The sequence below is a fragment of the Sphingomonas sp. MMS24-J13 genome (genome assembly GCF_044905095.1).
Lineage (GTDB): Bacteria > Pseudomonadota > Alphaproteobacteria > Sphingomonadales > Sphingomonadaceae > Sphingomonas_I.
This window is the reverse complement of record NZ_CP173258.1, coordinates 1,677,273-1,692,705: the sequence shown is the minus strand read 5'-3', so window position 1 is coordinate 1,692,705 and position 15,433 is coordinate 1,677,273. Positions and strand designations below refer to the sequence as shown.

Below are 15,433 nucleotides of genomic sequence, written 5' to 3'. Positions count from 1 at the left end.
TTTTATGTTCGCGCGAGCGCGGATGCAAGGGCGGTCACGCCCGACGGGACGCCAGCCGCCCGATCGGCAAGATGAAACGTGACGAGCAAGGCTGCGAAGACCAGATAGAGCAAGGCCATCGCCGCCAGCAGCTTGCGGGAAATCTTGCCGGCGCGGAAGCACAGGAACATGATCGCCACCGCGATCGCGGTGATCCCCGCCGCCACCAGCAAGGGCTTGTCGAGCAGCCACGGCGTCCAGAACAGGCCAAATGCCGTCGGCACCGTCGCCTGGATCATCATCGCGCCTGAAATATTGGCGAGCGCCAGCCGGTGCTTGCCCTGCCGCACCCAGATGATCGCGTTCATCGTCTCGGGAAGTTCGGTCGCGATCGGACTGAGCAGCAGCGCCAGCAGTTGCGGGGGCAGGCCGACGAGCGGCCCCAATGTTTCGAGCTGTGCGACGAACGTGCGCGAGGCGATGAAGATCACCAGCAGTGCCAGCCCGGTCTGAAGGAGCGCTAGCGCGGTAGACGGGATCGTGGCGTGGCGCTGGAAGGTGAGGGGCTCGCGCTCGCCTTCCTCGTCGTCGCCATGGCCGCTCATTTCCTGGCGGATGTAGAGCGCATAGGCGGCGAGGAAGAGGATGCCGAGCCATGGCTTCCAGGCAAAGGCGATCAGACCGAGCCCGATCTTGGCCGCGAAGATCAGCAGGAACCAGCCCTGATCGCGCGCCAGGCCACGGAATTCGGTCCTGATCTCGGCGGTTTTCGGCAGATGTTTGCGACAAAGCAGCAATGTCACGCCGACGGTCGCATAAGCGATGGTCGATAGCGCAAGCGGTCCCCCGAGCGCCGCGCCGACGCCCAATTCCTTGCCGGCGGCGCTTCCGCCCGCAACCGCCACCAGAGTGACGACGCTTTCCGGCAGTGCGGTTCCGAAGGCGGCGAGGATCGATCCGGTCGCTTTCTGGCCGACCGCCATTTTCTCGCCGACCCATTCGACGCCGTTCACGAACAATTCGCACGACAGATAGATGACGATTGCCGAACCGAGCAGAAGCACGATCGTGAGCCAGAGATGCGGCATTGGAATTCCCCGGGGCCGGGCAACATAGCATGAATTGGCGAAAACGCGCCCAGCCCGGGTACGCCGCCAATCCATGGTCTCGCCAAGCATCATCGCTGCATCCGCCACGGCCGGAGCCGAGTATGTTGACGGATGCCCCGCTGTCAGGTGCGGGCGGCTACTCCCCAAGGAAGGCGGGTCCTTTGGCAGGGGCGGGGACGGAGGTCAACTACTCGACGTCATCCCAGCGAAGGCTGGGATCTCAGGAGATCAGGGAGCGCCTTTGCCTCCCGAGACCCCAGCCTGCGCTGGGGTGACGGCTAGCGGCCGAGCGCAGCAGCCGCCTTCGCCCGCTCGTAAATCGCATCGGTATCCAGTGGCCCTGCCGGGATCACCCAGCTTCCGCCCACGCACAACACCGCATCCAGCGTGAGCCAATCGGGCGCGGTTGCTTCGGTGATCCCGCCCGTCGGGCAGAATTTGCACTGGAAGAAGGGCGCGGCCAGCGCCTTCAGCGCCTTGATCCCGCCGGCCGCCTCGGCGGGAAAGAACTTGAAGCGGTCGAGGCCCAGATCGAGCCCGCGCATGATATCGCCGGCATTGGCGATGCCGGGCAGATAGGGGATGTTGCTGTCGATCACGGCCTGGGCCACCGGCGTGGTGAGTCCGGGACTGACGATGAATTGTGCGCCCGCCGCCACCGATTGGTGAAGCTGGGTCGCGTTGATCACCGTACCCGCGCCGACCACGGCACCCGGGACCTTCGCCATTTCCTCGATCACAGCCAGCGCGGCCTGCGTGCGCAGGGTCACTTCGAGTGCACGCAGCCCGCCGGCAACCAAGGCTTCGGCAATCGGGCGCGCATGCGCGACATCGTCGATCACCAGCACCGGAATCACCGGGGCGAGCGCCATCACCTCTTCAATCGTCATGCGTCGATATCCTGATTCTCGATATTGCGGGCTTCATGCTCTTCGTCGCCGAGCAGGCTTTCGCCAAGATCTTCGCACATGGCGGCGAGCAAGGCAGACCCGCCCTGTTCGGCCGGACTGGCACCCGCGCGCATGAAGGCGAACAATTCGCGGCCGGTGCCGGCATGCGGTCTGGGCGGGGCGGCCAGTTCGCGCGCGGCCCATTCGGCCGGGTCGACCAAGGCATCAAGCGTGCCGGTATCGGCCGAGAGGCGGACGAGATCGCCATCGCGCAGCCTGCCGATCGGCCCGCCGCCGAGCGCCTCGGGCGAGAGGTGGATCGCCGCCGGCACTTTGCCGCTCGCGCCGGACATGCGCCCATCCGTGACCAAGGCGACCCTGAACCCCTTGTCCTGCAGCACGCCCAGCGGTGGGGTGAGCTTGTGGAGTTCGGGCATGCCGTTGGCGCGCGGGCCCTGGAAGCGGACGACGACGATCACGTCGCGATCGAGTTCGCCCGCTTTGTAGGCGCGGATGACGTCGTCCTGATCGAAGAAGATCCGCGCGGGCGCTTCGATCGTCCAGCGATCGGGGACGACGGCGGAGGTCTTGAAGGTCGCGCGACCGAGATTGCCCTGGACGAGGCGCATCCCGCCGTCGGGCTGGAATGGCGCCGAGGCGGGGCGGAGGATGTCCGGGTTGCGGGCTTCGGGGACGGGAGCCCATGCCAGGTCCCCCTCCCGCTTGCGGGAGGGGTTAGGGGAGGGGGCCGCATCCTCGGACGGGGGCGTCTCGACGCCGGCGCCTCCCCCGACCCCTCCCGCAAGCGGGAGGGGAGTTAAGGTCGGTTCCTTCGCATAGGCTGCCATCCCTTCACCCCAGACGGTGAGAATGTCGCCATGCGCCAGCCCCGCTTCCAAGAGGGCCCCGATCACGAACGCCATCCCGCCCGCGCGATGGAAGGCGTTCACATCCTCGGATCCGTTCGGATAGACCCGCGCGATCAACGGCACCGCCGCCGAGAGCGCGTCGAGATCCGCCCAATCGAAGATGATCCCCGCCGCGCGCGCGATCGCGGGGATATGGATCGCGTGGTTGGTCGAGCCGCCGGTCGCAAGCAGGCCGACCGCCGCATTGACGATCGCCCTCTCGTCGATGCAGCGCCCGAGCGGACGATAATCGTTCCCTGCCCAGCCGATCTCCGCCAGCCGATGCACCGCCGCGCGGGTCAGCGCCTGCCGCAGCGGCGTGCCCGGATTGACGAAGGCGGCGCCGGGAACGTGCAGCCCCATTATCTCCATCATCATCTGATTGGAGTTGGCGGTGCCGTAGAAGGTGCAGGTGCCAGCCGAATGATAGGATTGGGATTCGCATTCCAGCAGTTCGGCCTCGCCGACCTTGCCCTCGGCATAAAGCTGGCGGATGCGTGCCTTCTCCCGGTTGGACAGGCCTGATGGCATCGGCCCCGCCGGGATCAGGATGGCCGGCAGATGGCCGAAGCGCAGCGCGCCGATCAGCAGGCCGGGCACGATCTTGTCGCAGATACCGAGCAAGGCCGCGCCTTCGAACATGCCGTGCGACAGGCCGATCGCGGTCGACAGGGCGATCGTGTCGCGGCTGAACAGCGACAGTTCCATGCCCGGCTGGCCCTGCGTCACCCCATCGCACATCGCGGGCACCCCGCCTGCGATCTGCGCGGTCGCGCCGACTTCACGCGCGAAGATCTTCATCTGATCGGGGTAGCGGCCATAGGGTTGATGCGCCGACAGCATGTCGTTGTAGGACGTGACGATGCCGATATTCATCGCCCGCGCGGCGATGATCGCCTTCTTGTCCTCGCCCGCAGCGGCGAAGCCATGCGCGAAATTCCCGCAGGACAGCCGCTCGCGATCGACGCCGTGCTCGCGCTCGCGATCGATCAAGGCAAGGTAAGCGGCGCGCGACCGGGCCGAGCGCGCGATGACGCGCTCTGTGACTGCTGCAATGCGGGGATCGAGTTTCATGGTTTCCTGATCTCCCTCTGGGGGCATTTTTCAACCGCATGATTTGCATGTTGCGGTCGGCAGCCCGATCGGAGATGCCGAACCGCATGATATCGTTACGCAAAGCCATTGCATTAATTTTTTGCGTTGCAACAGGGGTGGGGGCCTTGGCCGCGCCCGTAACCGTCTACCGCAATGCGCGACTGATCGACGGTACCGGGGCCCCGGCACGCGCCGGAATTGACATCGTGGTCGAGGGCGAGCGTATCGTTTCAGTCGCGCCTGACGTCGGTTTCACGGTTCCGGCGGACGCCACCGTGATCGATCTTTCCGGGCAGACGATCATACCGGGACTGATCGACAGCCATGTCCACCTCGCCACCCCGCCCAATCGGAGGCAGGCCGAGGCAATCCTCCGCCGCAATCTCTATGGTGGCGTGACCGCTGTGCGCGACATGGCGGACGATGACCGCGCCGTCGCCGAACTCGCGCGCGCATCGCGGCAGGCGGAGATCGCCGCGCCTGACATCTATTTTGCCGCCTTGATGGCGGGGCCGCCATTCTTCGCCGATCCGCGCGTGTCGGCGGCGGGCAAGGGCTGGGCGGCAGGCGCGGCGCCCTGGCTGCAGGCGATCGACGATAAAACCAACATCCACGAGGCCGTCACGCTCGCACGCGGGACCGGCGCGACCGCGATCAAGATCTATGCCGATCTGCCGCCGCACCTGATCGATGCGATCACCGCCGAAGCGCATCGTCAGCGCCTGTTGGTCTGGGCACATTCGTCGGTCTTTCCGACACGGCCAGCCGAGGTGATCGCGGCGGGTGTCGATGCCGTCAGCCACATTTGCTACCTCGCTTATCAGGCCGAGCCGGTGATGCTGGCGTCCTATGAGGACCACACGCCGGTTAACGAGGATCTGTTGAAACGGCCCAACGATCCGGTCATGGCCGGCCTCTTTGCCGCGATGCTCAAGCGCGGTACGATCGTCGATGCGACCGGCAGCCTGTTCGTGCAGGCCGAGGCAGCGCGCAAGGCCGACCCGAAGCGCAAGCCATTGCGGTGCACCGGCACGACGACGACTCGCCTGGCGGCGCAGGCCTGGCATGCCGGCGTGCCGATCTCGGCCGGCACCGATTATCCCGGCGACGATCCCCTCTGGCCGTCGGTTCATCAGGAGATTTTCTGGCTGGTCCGCGATGTCGGCATGTCGCCGATCGAGGCGATCCGGTCGGCGACCCTGATCGGCGCACGGGCGGCGGGACAGGAACGCGACATGGGCAGCATCGTGCCGGGCAAACTCGCCAATTTCGTCGTGCTGACCAGGGATCCGAGCGCCGATATCGCCAATATCCGAAGCATCGCGCTGACGGTAAAGCGCGGCCGTACCTACAAACGCGCCGATTATGTGCCGGTGCGGCCCGACGAGGTGAAAGACGAATGAGCATGCCTGATCGCCGCGCGTTCATCGGGCTCGTGGCCGCCGCTGCCGTCACGCCGGCCATCGCCGCGGGTCGCGATCCGATCGCAGGCAAGATCGTGATCAATGGCCTGGGCGGTCTCGGCGATCCCAATATCGCAGGCAACCAGACCGATCCCTTCAGCCCGCGCGTGCTGGCCGAGGCGCATGCAAGCGGGCTGACCGCCGTCAATTGCACGCTCGGCTACGTTTCGGGGAAGGGCGACCCGTTCGAGCAGAGCGTACGCGATGTCGCCGAATATGACGCTCTGTTGCGCCGGCACTCGCGCGATCTGCTCAAGGTCCTGACCGCGGCCGACATCCGTCGCGCCCGGGCCGAGCGCAGGATCGGCATCATCTACGGTTTCCAGAATGGTGCGATGATGGGGCAGGATGCGAGCCGCGCCGATATCTTCGCGAATATGGGCGTTCGCGTCTTCCAGCTTACCTACAATCCGGCGAACCAGCTGGGCGACGGATCGATGGCGCCCGAGAATCGCGGGCTTACCGCCTTCGGGCACGAGGTGGTCGAGCGGCTCAATGCCAACAAGGTGATGGTCGATCTCTCGCATTCGGGCGAGCGGACCTGCCTGGAGGCGGCGCGAATCTCGTCACGCCCGATCTCGATCAACCATACCGGCTGCCGCGCGGTCACCGATCTGCCGCGCAACAAGACCGACGCCGAATTGCGGCTGGTCGCGGAGAAAGGCGGTTACGTCGGCATCTACTTCATGCCGTTCCTCAACCTCTCCGGCCATGCCCATGCCGAGGATGTCGTCGCGCACATCGATCATGCGGTGAATGTGTGCGGCGAGGATCATGTCGGGATCGGTACCGATGGTTCGGTGACCCAGATCGACGACCTCAGGAAATATGAAAGCGCGCTGGCGAAGGAGATCGCCGATCGCCGCGCGGCCGGGATCAGTGCGGCGGGCGAACGGCCGGATACCTATCCGTTCGCGGTCGATCTGCGCGGGCCCGATCAGTTCCGCAAGCTCGCGCGCTTGCTGGCGGCGAAGGGCTATAGCCCGCGGCGGATCGAGAAGATCCTGGGCGCGAATTTCCTGCGCTTTGCGGAGGAGATTTGGGGCGGCTGACGCGCAGCGCATTTCGCGCGAAATATGATCCGTTCGTCCCGAGCGAAGTCGAGGGACGTTACCCGCCGCTTGCGAAAACGTGTCTCGACTTCGCTCGACACGAACGGACTGTTTGCTTCAGGCTGAAGCGGCACGCTCAGCCCAAATTTTCAGCCATCTCGGCCAGTTCCAGCCAGCGCATCTCGGCCTCTTCCTTGCGGCGCCGTGCCGTCTCCAGCCCGATCATCAGCGCGTCGAACCGCTTCGGATCGCGCGTGTAGAGATCGGGCTTCGCCAGTTCGGCTTCGTCGCGGGCGATCGCAGCTTCGATCTTCTCGATCTCGGCCGGCAACTGATCCAGATCGCGCTGATCCTTGTAGGTCAGCTTCGCGCGCGCTTTCGCCGGAAGCGCCGCCTCCGCCTTCGGACCGGAGGACCTAGCCGTCGACACCGCCGGCGCGCGCTTCTTCACCCAATCGGCATAACCGCCCGGGACGATATCGACCTTGCCCGATCCGTCGAGCCCGAGCGTCACCGTGACCGTGCGGTCGAGGAAGTCGCGATCGTGGCTGACGATCAGGACGGTGCCGTCATAATCGGCGATCACCTCCTGCAGCAGATCGAGCGTTTCGAGATCGAGGTCGTTGGTCGGCTCGTCGAGCACGAGGAGGTTGGATGGCCGCGCGAATTCGCGCGCGAGTAGCAGCCGCGATCGTTCGCCGCCCGAAAGCGTGCCGACCCGCGCGTCGATCATGTTGGGATCGAACAGGAACTCCTTGAGGTAGCCGGCGATGTGCTTCTTGACGCCGAGCACCTCGATCCAGTCTCCCCCGTCTGCCAGGATGTCGCGGATCCGCTTTTCAGGCGACATCAGCTTACGCTGCTGATCGATCACGATCCCGTTCAACGTTTTGGCCCGCTTGATCCTGCCTTCGTCGGGCTCGATCTCGCCGGTCAGCAATTTCAGCAGGGTGGTCTTGCCGGCGCCATTGGCGCCGACGATGCCGATCCGGTCGCCGCGTGTGACGCGGAAGGTGAAGTCCTTGAGAATGATGCGATCGCTATAGCGTTTGGTGACATGCTCGGCATCGATCACGATCTTGGTCTTCGCATCGTCGCTCGCGGTGGCGAGCTTGGCGGTCCCCTGCGGGCCGAGCATCGACGCCCGCACGGCGCGCATCTCGATCAGCTTGGCGAGGCGGCCTTCGTTGCGGCTGCGGCGCGCGGTGACCCCGCGCAGCAACCAATGCTCTTCCAGCTTGAGCTTCGCATCGAGCCGGGCGGCATTGCGCGCTTCTTCGGCATAGACCTGCTCGGTCCACGCCTCGAACCCGCCGAAGCCGACTTCGGCGCGGCGCAGCGATCCGCGATCCAGCCAGATCGTGTTCTTCGTCAGTCGGGTGAGGAAGGTGCGATCATGGCTGATCACGATGAAGGCCCCGGTGAAACGTGCGAGCCAGTTCTCCAGCCACTCGATCGCGGCGAGATCGAGATGGTTGGTCGGCTCGTCGAGAAGCAAAACGTCGGGATCCTGCGCCAGTGCCCGTGCGATCGCGGCGCGACGCCGCTCGCCCCCGCTGGCGGTGGCCGCCTCGCGGTTGAGATCGATGCCGAGCTGGTCGGCAATCGCCTCGACTTCATGCCGGGCCGGGGCGTCGTCGCCCGCCAGCGCCCAATCGAGCAGGGTGGCGTGGCCGGCCAGATTCGGTTCCTGCTCCAGCAGGATCACTCTGGTGCCGGGCACGATCGTGCGGCGGCCTTCGTCCGAATCGATCTGGCCGGCGATCAGGCGGAGCAGGGTGGTCTTGCCCGCGCCGTTGCGCCCGATCAGCGCCAGCCGGTCGCGCTCGCCCAGATGCAGGTCGACATGGCGGAACAGCCAGCCGTTACCCTGGATGATTCCCAGATCTTCATATGCAAGTACGGGTGCGGCCATGGGGAAATTACGATCTGATGATGTGGGAACGGCGGAACAGTCTGGCCCGCGGCGACATTCACTCGCTATTCAAACGGTCGATGCCATGCAACAGGCCATGCTTATGAGGATTTTTGCAACCGCGTGTCTCGCGGGCCTGATCGTTGCACCCGATGCGATGGCGCAGCGGCGTCCGCGCGATCAGGACGAGGTGTTCGCCGCGCGCAAATCCGGGCAGGTCATGCCGCTTCACCAGATCGAGTCCAAGATCGTGCCCAAAATGGCCGGAAGCGATTATCTCGGTCCCGAATTCGACGCCAGTTCAGGCGTCTATCGTTTGAAGTTCATGCGTAGCGGATCGGTCTTCTGGCTGGACGTCGATGGCCGGACCGGAGCGATCATTGGCCGCTCAGGCAATTGAAACGGCTCTAACTGACGACATATTCGTTACGCGGGCGGGCGAGTTTCGTGCGAAACGAAACGACGCAGGATGGAGAAGAGTCGAATGCGCGTTTTGATCGTCGAAGATGAGCCCAACCTCGGGCGCCAGTTGCGCGCCACGCTTGAGGGGGCGGGCTATGCGATCGATCTCGCCACCGATGGCGAGGATGGTCATTATCTGGGCTCGACCGAAAATTACGATGCGGTCGTGCTCGATCTGGGCTTGCCCGAGGTCGATGGGCTGACCGTGCTCGATCGCTGGCGCAAGGAAGGCAAGGACATGCCGGTCCTCGTGCTGACCGCGCGCGACAGCTGGTCGGACAAGGTTGCCGGGCTCGATGCCGGCGCGGATGACTATTTGGCCAAGCCGTTCCAGACCGAGGAGTTGATCGCGCGGCTGCGCGCCCTGATCCGGCGCGCATCGGGCAATAGCTCGTCCGAATTGCTGTCGGGCGACATCCGCCTCGATACGCGCTCGGGCAAGGTCACCAAGGATGGCGACCCGGTCAAACTGACCGCGCAGGAATATAAATTGCTGTCCTACCTGATGCACCACAAGGGCAAGGTGGTGAGCCGGACTGAACTGATCGAGCATATCTACGATCAGGATTTCGATCGCGATTCCAATACGATCGAAGTGTTCGTGACGCGCATCCGGAAGAAATTGGGCGCCGACGTGATCACGACGATCCGCGGGCTCGGCTACAGTCTCGAGGAACCGGCCTGATATGGCGAGCGCCGGCCTTCCGCCGGCGCGGCGGCGCTGGCTGGAGGTGCCGGCCAACCTCGGGCGCCTGATGCTCGGCCGCCCGCTGGTGTTATCGAGCGGGGGCGACGAGCCGCCGCGGATCAGCCGCGGCAACACGACGGGTTCGCTTACGCGGCGCATGATCGGCATCGCCGCATTGTGGATCGCGCTGCTGCTGGTCGGCGGCGGCTTCGCGCTCGATCGCGTGCTCAAGGTCGCGATCACGCGCAATTTCGATGCCCAGCTCGAATATGTGCTGAACGCGATGATCTCGTCGGCGGAGATCGATCCGGTCGGCGAGGTGCGCTCGATCCGCCCGTTGGGCGATCAGCGCTTTCTCGAGCCGGGATCGGGGCTCTATTATCAGGTGTCGGGGCCGGGGCATCTCGCCTACCGTTCGCGCTCGCTGTGGGATCGCGCGCTCGAGGTGCAGGATAATCACCGCGACACCAGCTTCCACATCTATGACAGCGATGAATTTCACGATGAACCGCTGCGCGTAATGGAGCGCGATGCGCGTCTGCCGGGATCGCCGGTGGTGTGGCGCTTCCAGGTGGCGCAGGATCGCGGCGGCCTGAACGAGCAGATCGCGATCCTGCGACGAACGCTGGTGCGATCCTTCGCGATTCTCGGGCTCGGGCTGATCGTGATGTCCACCCTGCAGGCTGCCTTCGGGTTGTGGCCTCTGCGCAAGGTGCGGCGCGAGATTGCGGCGGTGCGCGCCGGGCGGGCGGCGCGGGTCGACGAGCGGCTGCCGATCGAGATCGCGCCGATGGTGGAGGAACTGAACGAGTTGCTGGCGCACAATGAGCGGCAGGCCGAGGAGGCGCGCACCCATGCCGGCAACCTGGCCCATGCGCTCAAGACCCCGCTGACGGTGATCATGAACGAGGCGACCGCCAACAGCCCGGACCTCGGCAAGACCGTCATCCGTGAAGCGACGACGATGCGCCGTCAGGTCGATCACCATCTGGCGCGGGCCCGCGCGGTCGGCCGGCGCTCGTCCGCGCAGAGCGTTGCGGCGGTGTGGCCGAGCCTTAATTCCGTCGAGCGCGCTGTGGCGCGGCTCTATCCCGACGTTACCATCGACGTGGCCGGCTCGCGGGCTGCGCGGGTCCATGTCGAGCGGCAGGATCTCGACGAACTGCTCGGCAATCTGATCGAGAATGCCGCCAAATATGGCGGAGGCCGCGTGTTCGTGACGGTCGAGGCGGAGGCCAATTGGGTCGAAGTGCTGGTCGAGGATGACGGGGCCGGCATCCCCGTGACCCAGCGTCAGGCGATCTTCGAGCGCGGCGTGCGGCTCGACACCGGCAAGCCCGGTACGGGTCTCGGTCTCGCGATCGTCCGCGATGTGGCGGAGATTTACGGCGGTACGGTCGAGCTCGAGGAGAGCGAGGATCTGGGTGGGCTGCTGGTGCGGTTGCGGCTGCCGGCGGCGAAGTAGCAATCGGCGTGTCAGGCTGGTGCCATACCCTCGGCGCGCTTGACCTCGTCGGTCTCGGGTGAGGTGAGGAAAGCGATCAGATCGGCGGTGTCGCCCTGCTGCGACGATGTGATCGAGATGCCGGCAGCGAATATCGTCTCCGCCTGAATCTCGGCGGGCAGGGGGCCGATGACCTCGATCCCGGCCACGTGGATCAGCTCGCTGAGCTGCTGAAAGCCGAGCTCGGCCTGGCCGTCGGCAACGAGAGAGCCCACAGGTACCCCCGGCGGCGCCTTGACGAGTTGGTCCGCCGGTATGCCCCAGCGCTCGCACAGCTTGAGCAGATGATCGCCGCTCGGGCCGGTCGAGTAAGCGACCTTTCGCGCGGTGGCGACGGCCCGCCGAACCGCATCTTCACCACCGATATCGGGCTTTTCCGCGCCCGCCTGCACCGCGATCGCCATGCCTGAGCGGGCAAAGGCCTTGACGCTGCCTGCGACCACCAGCCCCTCGGCCTCCAGTTGCGCCATCACGCCGCTCGCAAGGATGATGATGTCGGCCGGTTCGCCGGCACGAACCAGCTTGGCGGCATCGACACCGCCCATCGCCTTGATCGCAGCGTTCGTGCCGGACGATGCCTCGTACCGCTGGGTGAGGGCATCGAGGATACGCCTCGTCGCCATCGAGGACAGGCCGGTGAGGGATTTGCGCATGATCGATTCCCAAAGAGTCGGGTCGATCTAGCGGCGTTTGTGGCGGAAATACCAGCCACATGGATGATGATCGTGCGAGGCGATCGCGATCGGATGGCGCATGCAACGCCAGGTCGGCTCCTCCCGCACCGGTGTCCGGTGCGATACGGGAGGAGCCATGCCCGACTCAGGCTTTGCCGATCGGAATCTTGCGGCTGCGCTCCGCCGCATGCGCATCCTTGGGCAAGGTGACGGTCAGAACGCCCTTGTCGAACGCCGCTTTGATCGCCGCCGGATCGACATCGCCCGGCACCGTCAACTGGCGGCGGAACGCGCCGTAGCTGCGCTCGCTGATGAGCACCCCCTTATCCTTGCGCTCGCTCTCGTCACGCTTCTCGCCCGCAATGGCGAGCACGCCATCGGCGATGCTGACGTCGACATCCTCTTCCTTGAGACCCGGGAGTTCGACGGTCAGGCGATATTCCTTGCCTTGGTCGGTCAGCTCGAGCGCTGGAACGGGCGCGAGCGCACTCGCGCCGAAGTTGAAGATGCTGCGCGCCGGGCTGCCGAAATCGTCGAACAGCCGATCGATTTCGGTGCGCAACCAGCCAAGTGGGGCGCCGGGCTTTGCCGTGCGGGCGGTGGCCGTCGTGGGGGTCAGGTCGTTCATCGCTGGTCTCCTTCTTGCGTTAAGGGCAGGGCGGGGTGTCCTGCGGTCATGAAAAAGCTCTGGCGCGTCCGGACTGGTTGGTGCCGGCGCGTCCGTGGATCGCCATCGGCAGCGTGCGAAGCGGCGTTTTCTGCGTCGCAGGGGCGAGGGCGATCGCGGCAAAACGCGCCCGCGCCCGCTCGGCCATGCGACGCCACGTCAGCGCACGGCCGTGCGCAAAGGCGCGCGCCGCCAATCGCTCACGGGTCGCGTCATCGGTCAACAGGCCGCCCACGGCGTCGCCGAGCGCACGCGGATCATCGAAATCGACCAGCACGCCGCGCGCGTCCGCGAGGAGCTCCGTTGCATGGATGTAAGGTGTCGAGACGATGGGCTTACCGAGGGCCGCTGCATAGGAAAGCGTACCGGACGTGATCTGCTGCGGGTTGCGGTAAGGGGTCACATAGACATCGGCAGTGGCGAGGCGATCGAGCAGCTGGTCCTCGTCGAGGAAGCGGTTCTCCCAGCGCAGGTGCGTATCGACGCCCAGCTCTCGTGCCAGCGCCTGGAGGTTTTCGCGGTGTCGCTCGCCTTCGTGCGCGACGAGATGCGGATGCGTGGCGCCCACGATGCGGTAGATCGCTTCCGGGCAGCGCGCGAGGATCGCCGGCATCGCCCGGATCATGTTCTCGATGCCCTTGTCGGGCGACAGGAGCCCGAAGGTCATGATCGTCTTGCGATCTTCGGCGCCGAAGCACTGCCGCGCCGCCGAAGGAGATACGTAGCCGCGATCGGGAACACCATGTTCGATCACCGCGATCTTGCTCGCCGGTACGCGATAGACGCGCTGGAGCAGCGTGCGGGCGCGCTCCGCCATGACGATCAGCAGCGATGCGCGCGCCGCGAGTTTGTCGAGCACGCGGCGCTGATCGTCGTTGGGCGCCTCGAGCACCGTGTGGAGTGTCGCCACGACCGGCTGGGGCACGGCATCGAGCAAATCGAACAGATATTCGCCGGCGGGACCGCCGAAGATGCCATATTCGTGCTGGACCCAGACGAGGCGCGCGCCGCTGGCCTGGATCCGCCAGGCCGCACGGCGGTAGCTGCCGCGGTCTTCCTGGTCGATCGGCATCGTGACTGCAGCCGGGAAGTCATATGTCCGCCCGGGATCGACCATAGCATAGACATCGACTGCCGGGCGATCCGGAAGGCTGCGCAGCGCCTCGTGAAGATGCGTCGTGAAAGTCGCGATGCCACAGAGCCGGGGCAGGAAATTTCCGATCAACGCGATTTCCGGGGTGGCACGCGTTGCCGGCGGCAACGTGGACTTGGCGACAAGCGCGCGGCTGCCTCGGGGATCAAACATGGCGTGCGCCAGAACAAGAGATCGTCATGTGTATTTCCCAACGAGCTTGTTGATTTGGTCGTGTCGAAGCGAGTCGTAGGAAGATGGGCTTTTGACCGACATCCGTAATGTTACGGCACACCGTCCGGCGCAGGTGCATGATCGTCGCGCTGGAACTGCCGGTCCGCCGGCATGTGCCAGCGATGCGCGGAGCATCCCGGTGCAGCGCGTACGCGACGGAGCGCGGCCTAAGAGGGAACGTCGGTGACGGACGCGGCAGGAACCCCTCCCGCGATCGGCGCTTTTGGGCTGGTTCCGTGTGCCGCTGCGACAGCACCGCGAGCAGGGGGAGCTTGCCGCGGGAGACTCTCGACCGCGGCATCGCTTGCTGTGCTCGGCGGCTCCAAAGATCGCCCGCAGTCTGGCGCATTGGGAAGCCTACGACGGGTCGTTGAGCCAGCGGATTTCAGGTACCTTGCGCGGCACCGCCTGTGGGACCGCGAGGGGATGGCCTACAATGATCGGAGCGACCGGCATATACGCGGCAGGCAGGCCGAGCGCCGCCTTGCCGTCCGCCGTCCCGAGCCAGCCCTGAGCAAAGCCGATCCAGCAACTCCCGAGCCCTGTGGCGGCCGCGGCGAGCATGAGATTCTCCGCCGCAAGCGCGCAGTCGATCTGGCCCCAGGGGCCTTCCTCGACCGCCGAGATCAGGATCAGCGCGGGCGCGTGGTAGAAGATGTGGAATGCCGGATTGGCAAGCACCTCCTCGAAATGATGCGAGACCAGGCCTGCCGGCGAGCTGCGCAGCATGTGCGCCTTGGCGGCATCGGAGGCCCGCTGGAGGAGCCCCTGGTCGGTCACGACGCAGAACGACCATAGCTGGCTGTTCATCGCGGTCGGTGCCTGGATGGCTGCGTCGATCAGCGCGCCGAGTTGCGTGCGGTCGATCGGATCGGGCGTGAACGCACGCACCGCGCGACGGCTGTAGATGGCCTCGATCAGCTCCATCGAGATGCTCCTCGTAAATGAGCGCCGGGCGGCGCGAACGGCCGCCCGGCAACAATTCGATCAGGCGAAGACGATTTCGTCCTCGACTTCGCTCACGCCCGGCACCGCCCAGGCGGCCTGCTCGGCCACCTTGCGCTCGTTCCAGCCACGCACCGCGCCGCTCAGCCTGACGGTATGACCCCTCACCGAAACCTCGATCGTATCCGCGTCGTGCATGCTTTGGCGCTTGATGGCGGCCTTGATCCGATCACGCACTTCGATCGGTGACGGTTCGGTCTGTTTGACGGCGATCAGGTTGCTGACGCCCTGAACGCCGCTGATGCGGCCAGCGGCCGCTTGCGCTGCCTCCTTCTGGTAGTTCCATTCGACTTCGCCATGGAGCGTCACCCAGCCTTGTTCGACACGGACCTGGATCCTGTCATCGGGGACCATCACGTCCCAGCGGAACAACTGGACGATCCGGCCGGCAATCTCCGGGTCGGTGGTCTTGGGATCGTTCTCGAAGCGCACCTCGATTTCCTCGGCGATGGCCTTGACCCCGCTCACGCGCTCGGCCGCCCGCTCGGCGGCCATCTTCTGCGCATAGTTGGGCACGTGGCCGGTGAGCGTGATCACACCGTCATTGGCGGCCACGCCGATATGCGCGTGATCGACCATCGGCTCGAAGGCCAGTTCGTCGAGAACGTCGCGCTGTAGCTCGTCGTCGGTTTTCATCGCTTTCTCCATCCAAGGTG

General features: G+C 65.6%; 14 protein-coding genes and 1 riboswitch. Of the genes, 5 read left to right on the top strand and 9 right to left on the bottom strand.

Annotated elements, in window-relative coordinates:
* Positions 1-2 precede the first annotated feature (2 nt).
* The 3 genes from AB4Z44_RS07995 to AB4Z44_RS07985 form a co-directional block, all read right to left on the bottom strand.
* Positions 3-1,067: a sodium:calcium antiporter gene (locus AB4Z44_RS07995; protein WP_404713519.1), complete on the bottom strand. Its 1,065-nt coding sequence runs from the start codon at positions 1,065-1,067 to the stop codon at positions 3-5.
* Positions 1,068-1,093: 26 nt separating this feature from the next.
* Positions 1,094-1,245: riboswitch (yybP-ykoY riboswitch) on the bottom strand.
* Between the two features lie 121 nt (positions 1,246-1,366).
* Complete coding sequence (gene eda / locus AB4Z44_RS07990) at positions 1,367-1,978, bottom strand: bifunctional 4-hydroxy-2-oxoglutarate aldolase/2-dehydro-3-deoxy-phosphogluconate aldolase (RefSeq protein WP_404713518.1); 612 nt, start codon at positions 1,976-1,978, stop codon at positions 1,367-1,369.
* The gene (locus AB4Z44_RS07985) at positions 1,975-3,960 is read right to left on the bottom strand and encodes a dihydroxy-acid dehydratase (protein ID WP_404713517.1); all 1,986 of its coding nucleotides are present in this window, start codon (positions 3,958-3,960) and stop codon (positions 1,975-1,977) included. Before AB4Z44_RS07985 ends, eda begins: the two co-directional genes overlap by 4 nt.
* A 137-nt stretch (positions 3,961-4,097) precedes the next feature.
* On the opposite strand from AB4Z44_RS07985, the gene AB4Z44_RS07980 reads away from it, so the two are divergent.
* Together AB4Z44_RS07980 and AB4Z44_RS07975 are read left to right on the top strand one after the other, a co-directional pair.
* Positions 4,098-5,384 (top strand): amidohydrolase family protein, encoded by a 1,287-nt coding sequence (locus AB4Z44_RS07980; RefSeq protein ID WP_404713516.1) that lies wholly within the window; start codon positions 4,098-4,100, stop codon positions 5,382-5,384.
* Complete coding sequence (locus AB4Z44_RS07975; protein WP_404713515.1) at positions 5,381-6,496, top strand: dipeptidase; 1,116 nt, start codon at positions 5,381-5,383, stop codon at positions 6,494-6,496. Before AB4Z44_RS07980 ends, AB4Z44_RS07975 begins: the two co-directional genes overlap by 4 nt.
* A 136-nt stretch (positions 6,497-6,632) precedes the next feature.
* Here the strand turns inward: AB4Z44_RS07975 and AB4Z44_RS07970 are convergent, their stop codons facing one another.
* On the bottom strand, positions 6,633-8,411 hold the full coding sequence (locus AB4Z44_RS07970) for an ABC-F family ATP-binding cassette domain-containing protein (protein ID WP_404713514.1): 1,779 nt from the start codon (positions 8,409-8,411) through the stop codon (positions 6,633-6,635).
* A gap of 103 nt (positions 8,412-8,514) precedes the next feature.
* Here AB4Z44_RS07970 and AB4Z44_RS07965 point away from each other — a divergent pair, with 103 nt between their 5' ends.
* The 3 genes from AB4Z44_RS07965 to AB4Z44_RS07955 all read left to right on the top strand — a co-directional run bounded on the left by AB4Z44_RS07965 (position 8,515) and on the right by AB4Z44_RS07955 (position 11,026).
* A complete protein-coding gene (locus AB4Z44_RS07965; RefSeq protein WP_404713513.1) occupies positions 8,515-8,811 on the top strand; it encodes a hypothetical protein in 297 nt (98 codons plus the stop codon).
* 84 nt (positions 8,812-8,895) lie between these two features.
* Entirely contained in the window at positions 8,896-9,558 is a 663-nt protein-coding gene (locus AB4Z44_RS07960; RefSeq protein WP_404713512.1) for a response regulator transcription factor, read from the top strand.
* Positions 9,559-9,718: 160 nt separating this feature from the next.
* A complete protein-coding gene (locus tag AB4Z44_RS07955; RefSeq protein ID WP_404714382.1) occupies positions 9,719-11,026 on the top strand; it encodes an ATP-binding protein in 1,308 nt (435 codons plus the stop codon).
* Between the two features lie 11 nt (positions 11,027-11,037).
* Here AB4Z44_RS07955 and AB4Z44_RS07950 read toward each other — a convergent pair whose 3' ends face one another.
* From AB4Z44_RS07950 to AB4Z44_RS07930, 5 genes are all read right to left on the bottom strand, one after another.
* On the bottom strand, positions 11,038-11,718 hold the full coding sequence (locus tag AB4Z44_RS07950) for a substrate-binding domain-containing protein (protein ID WP_404713511.1): 681 nt from the start codon (positions 11,716-11,718) through the stop codon (positions 11,038-11,040).
* A gap of 166 nt (positions 11,719-11,884) precedes the next feature.
* On the bottom strand, positions 11,885-12,367 hold the full coding sequence (locus AB4Z44_RS07945; protein WP_404713510.1) for an Hsp20/alpha crystallin family protein: 483 nt from the start codon (positions 12,365-12,367) through the stop codon (positions 11,885-11,887).
* A gap of 46 nt (positions 12,368-12,413) precedes the next feature.
* Positions 12,414-13,712, bottom strand: a complete 1,299-nt coding sequence (locus tag AB4Z44_RS07940) for a glycosyltransferase family 4 protein (RefSeq protein WP_404713509.1) — start codon at positions 13,710-13,712, stop codon at positions 12,414-12,416.
* Between the two features lie 417 nt (positions 13,713-14,129).
* Entirely contained in the window at positions 14,130-14,699 is a 570-nt protein-coding gene (locus AB4Z44_RS07935) for a nitroreductase family protein (RefSeq protein ID WP_404713508.1), read from the bottom strand.
* Positions 14,700-14,759: 60 nt separating this feature from the next.
* Positions 14,760-15,413, bottom strand: a complete 654-nt coding sequence (locus tag AB4Z44_RS07930) for a BON domain-containing protein (RefSeq protein WP_404713507.1) — start codon at positions 15,411-15,413, stop codon at positions 14,760-14,762.
* Positions 15,414-15,433 lie beyond the last annotated feature (20 nt).

Excerpts from the sequence above, each read along its gene's own strand:
- AB4Z44_RS07930 (WP_404713507.1), bottom strand. The coding sequence starts at position 15,413 with ATGAAAACCGACGACGAGCTACAGCGCGACGTTCTCGACGAACTGGCC.
- AB4Z44_RS07995 (WP_404713519.1), bottom strand. The coding sequence starts at position 1,067 with ATGCCGCATCTCTGGCTCACGATCGTGCTTCTGCTCGGTTCGGCAATC.
- AB4Z44_RS07960 (WP_404713512.1), top strand. The coding sequence starts at position 8,896 with ATGCGCGTTTTGATCGTCGAAGATGAGCCCAACCTCGGGCGCCAGTTG.
- AB4Z44_RS07970 (WP_404713514.1), bottom strand. The coding sequence starts at position 8,411 with ATGGCCGCACCCGTACTTGCATATGAAGATCTGGGAATCATCCAGGGT.
- eda (WP_404713518.1), bottom strand. The coding sequence starts at position 1,978 with ATGACGATTGAAGAGGTGATGGCGCTCGCCCCGGTGATTCCGGTGCTG.
- AB4Z44_RS07965 (WP_404713513.1), top strand. The coding sequence starts at position 8,515 with ATGAGGATTTTTGCAACCGCGTGTCTCGCGGGCCTGATCGTTGCACCC.
- AB4Z44_RS07935 (WP_404713508.1), bottom strand. The coding sequence starts at position 14,699 with ATGGAGCTGATCGAGGCCATCTACAGCCGTCGCGCGGTGCGTGCGTTC.
- AB4Z44_RS07955 (WP_404714382.1), top strand. The coding sequence starts at position 9,719 with ATGATCGGCATCGCCGCATTGTGGATCGCGCTGCTGCTGGTCGGCGGC.
- AB4Z44_RS07975 (WP_404713515.1), top strand. The coding sequence starts at position 5,381 with ATGAGCATGCCTGATCGCCGCGCGTTCATCGGGCTCGTGGCCGCCGCT.
- AB4Z44_RS07985 (WP_404713517.1), bottom strand. The coding sequence starts at position 3,960 with ATGAAACTCGATCCCCGCATTGCAGCAGTCACAGAGCGCGTCATCGCG.
- AB4Z44_RS07945 (WP_404713510.1), bottom strand. The coding sequence starts at position 12,367 with ATGAACGACCTGACCCCCACGACGGCCACCGCCCGCACGGCAAAGCCC.
- AB4Z44_RS07950 (WP_404713511.1), bottom strand. The coding sequence starts at position 11,718 with ATGCGCAAATCCCTCACCGGCCTGTCCTCGATGGCGACGAGGCGTATC.
- AB4Z44_RS07940 (WP_404713509.1), bottom strand. The coding sequence starts at position 13,712 with ATGTTTGATCCCCGAGGCAGCCGCGCGCTTGTCGCCAAGTCCACGTTG.